Annotated in this window: 2 protein-coding genes; one reads left to right on the top strand and one right to left on the bottom strand. The window is 63.0% G+C overall.

Annotated features, from left to right (window positions below; genetic code table 11):
* The first annotated feature begins 301 nt into the window (after positions 1 to 301).
* Positions 302 to 1633: an O-antigen ligase family protein gene (locus tag QZ994_RS19205; protein WP_290877514.1), complete on the top strand. Its 1332-nt coding sequence runs from the start codon at positions 302 to 304 to the stop codon at positions 1631 to 1633.
* A 289-nt stretch (positions 1634 to 1922) separates the two neighbouring features.
* On the opposite strand, the gene QZ994_RS19200 is transcribed toward QZ994_RS19205, so the two are convergent.
* A partial coding sequence (locus tag QZ994_RS19200; protein ID WP_290877512.1) for a TolC family protein occupies positions 1923 to 3242 on the bottom strand: 1320 nt, incomplete at its 5' end.

Here is a 3242-nt window from a genome sequence, read left to right as displayed (position 1 = left end):
GGTAGCGCAGTTTCTTCACGGCCCAGAAGATGGGGGCTCCCTGTCTTCGGAGCGAAGTTTCCTTCCCTTTTGCGCAGGCTCTGTAACTATTCGTGAACCTGGCGTACGCTTGAATCGGGGGGGTATGGCGGATGAGGGGACGCTGGGCCGTTAAAAATCACACGGTTTCTTGGCTTCCTTTGTCGGGATCTGTGAAAAGATTTGTCCAGGACCTCGGCGGCCGGTGAAAGAGAGGTGTTGATTGCATTGCGGACTGCTTACATGTGCCCAGGAAGTCCGGTCTTTTCCTGTGAGGCATTGAATGGGTTTCCGCTGCTACCTTCTCTATGTGTTCATGGTGTTCGTCAGGCCGATCGAGCAATTTGCGCCCGATCTGATGGCTTGGCGCCCGATCCTGATCCTGTGGTGTGTGACCTTTCTGGCTTCCCTGGCAGAGTCCGCCCGTGCGGGCAAGCCTCCGGTACCACGAAGTTTTGGTTTGCTGGCAGGGCTCAGCCTGGCGGTGGCGTTGTCACAGTTGTTCAACGGCGGTTTCGGTGGCCTCAGTTGGGCTGTGGGTGACTTCAGCACCCCGGCGATGCTCTTTGTGCTGACTGCATTGAACGTCAACACGTTTGCACGTTGTCAGACGGTGGTGCGACTGTTCATCTTGTGCCTGACGCTCCTTTGTGTGGAGACGCTGGCTGCCTACCACCTGGGCTTCCGGGTCGAAGAACTGGTGATTCCACAGATGGCCAGCGAAGACGTCGAGTTGCCCGTGGACATCGCGGTGATTCCCGCTCAGGACACCTCCGGGGCCTATGTGTGGCGGGTGCGCTCTGTTGGCTTTTTGCGCGATCCCAACGACTTTGCGCAGACCTTGGTGATGATGGTTCCATGGTTGCTCATGCAAGTGTCGGCAACCGCGAGCCGGTGGCGCGTTCTGATGTCAATCGGGCCCTTCATCGGCCTGTTTGGCTACGTTCTTTACCTCACTCATTCGCGAGGCGGGTTGGTTGGCCTGGGTGCGATGGGCTTGTTTGCGCTTCGCAAGCGCATTGGGAACGTCAAGACGGGTCTTCTGGCTGCCTTGGCCCTGGCCGCTTATCAGTTGAAAGGATCCATGGGCGGGCGCGCGATGTCGACCAAGGAGCAGTCGGCCAACGAACGCATCGAGGCGTGGTCTGAGGGATTGATCATGCTCAAGGAGCACCCGCTTTTCGGGGTGGGCTATGGCAACTTCATCGAGCACCACATTCGCACCGCCCACAACTCTTACGTGTTGTGCTTTGCAGAGTTGGGGCTGGTCGGCTACTTCCTGTGGATGGGCATGATCGTGATCGCCTTCAAGGCGGTGACGCGTGTCATCGAGTCGACGCAGGTTTCGCCAGAATTGAAGCGCACGGCCGAATTTTTCAGGTATTCCATGATCGGTTTCATGGTTTGTGCCTGGTTTTTGTCCCGCGCCTACATACCGACCTTGTTCATCATGTTGGCGATGGCCATTTCTTTGTGGGCCTGCGCCTGCAAAGAGGTTTCGATCAAACAGGACGCCGGGCTTCACACGCCGATCCTGTGGCGCAAGACCACACTTTGGGCCATGGGCCTGACGATGGCGGGTGTATCGATGTTGGTTCGAATTTCCACCATGTGAGATGTTGCCGAGGGCATCCGCTGCGAACCCAATGTGGGCCGTGCTGATCTTTTTTTGATCAGTCGCCGAATATGGTTTCATGCAGGTTGATTGGGTTTCAATGAGATGAACAGACGAATGCCGGCGGTGGTGGATGAATCATTTGTCATCGCTTGATGAAGCATATTTCTGTGGCTTTTCCAGGCTTTCTGTGGTTTGCGCATTTTGTTCTGGCGCTTCTCGCGCGTGGTGGTGAGGGCTGCGCTGGTCGACCTGGCTTCAGTGCATGGATAGCTTCTCGCTTCGGGGCTCAATCGTGCTCTGGCGCCACCCAGCGCTGGCCGCTCTCCAGCTGCCAGCGCCAGATGGCCAGCCAGGTGTCGACCTCGGCCTGGGCCTCCTGCAGGGCCGCTTCGTTGGCCAGGCGTTGGGGCTGGATCAGTTCTCCCAGCTGGCCTTCCCCCAGGCGGAACCCTTTTTCCAATGACGCGGCAGCCTGGCTCAACTGGGTGTGGGCTTCGTGCGCGAGGGCCCAGCGTGCGGCGGTGTCCTGGGTGTCCTGCCAGGCCTGGCGCAAGTCGGCCAGCAGGCGGGTGCGCTGGTCGTCGGCCAGTCTCGCTGCGGCGTGGGCATCTTGCTGTTGGGCCGCGGCGTTGAGGCGGCGATGTTCACCGCCCCAGGGCCAGCTCACGGTGAGGGCCAGCAAGCGCTCGCTGCCGCTGCGATCCTGGGCGATCTGAACACCCACGATGGGGTCGCTGACGCGTTCGGCGTCGGCCTGGCGGGCGAGGGCCCCGGCCAGGGCCTGAGCACGCTCGCTGGCCAGCAGGGCCGGGTGTCGAGTGGGTTCACCGGCCTGGGGCGGAGAGGGCAGCCCTGCCATGGCCTGGCGGGCGAGGTCGAAGCTCGACGCCTTTGCCGCATTGCCCGGGGCGGTTGAGGCGTCGGTGGGCTGCAGAGGCCAAGCCGGGTAGCGCGACCCCAATTGCGCGGCGAGGGCCTGCCGTTGCTGGGTGGCCGCAAGCAATTGGGCCTGTGCCTGCGCCTTTTGGGCCGCGAGTTGGGTGACTTCGATGCGGGCGGCGTCGCCGAGTTGCAGCCTGCGCTGGCTGGCCTGCCATTGACGGTCGGCCAGGTCCGCCTGCGCCCGCCAGATGGCTTCCTGGCGCAGGGCCTTGAGCCAGCTGCCGTGAGCCTGGATGAGACCCAGGGTTAGCTCGTGCCAGGCCAGACGGGTGTCGGCCTGGCTGAGGGCGATCTGGCTGTCGGCCAGGGTCTGGTCGGCGCGGGCCTTGGCCGGCAATCGCAGGCCGCGCGCCAGTTCGGCGGACCACTCGCGGGTGCGGGGCTCGCCGGCCGATGTGCCGTGGTAGGAGCGCTGGCCAAGGCTGAAGCTGGGCGTCCATTCGGCACCGCCTTGTCGGGCCATGTCGGCGCGGTGGCGTTCGGCATCGCCCCGGGCCTGGCGCGCCAGCCACAGCGGGTGTTGGCTGAGTGTGGCCTGGAGCACCTCGTCCGGTGGCATCAGCGGGCTGCCGAGCGGGCTGCTGCGCGGGGTTGGGGGCGGTGTGTCGGCGGCGCTGGGCGCTGTTCCGCCGAGCGTGAGCAGGGCCAGCGTCAGCAGCATGGC

It is taken from the genome of Aquabacterium sp. (genome assembly GCF_021768455.1).
GTDB lineage: Bacteria > Pseudomonadota > Gammaproteobacteria > Burkholderiales > Burkholderiaceae_C > Aquabacterium.
This window is presented reverse-complemented; position numbering and strand designations above follow the sequence as displayed.

Coding starts and splice junctions, on each gene's coding strand:
- QZ994_RS19205 (WP_290877514.1), top strand. CDS start 302: ATGGGTTTCCGCTGCTACCTTCTCTATGTGTTCATGGTGTTCGTCAGG.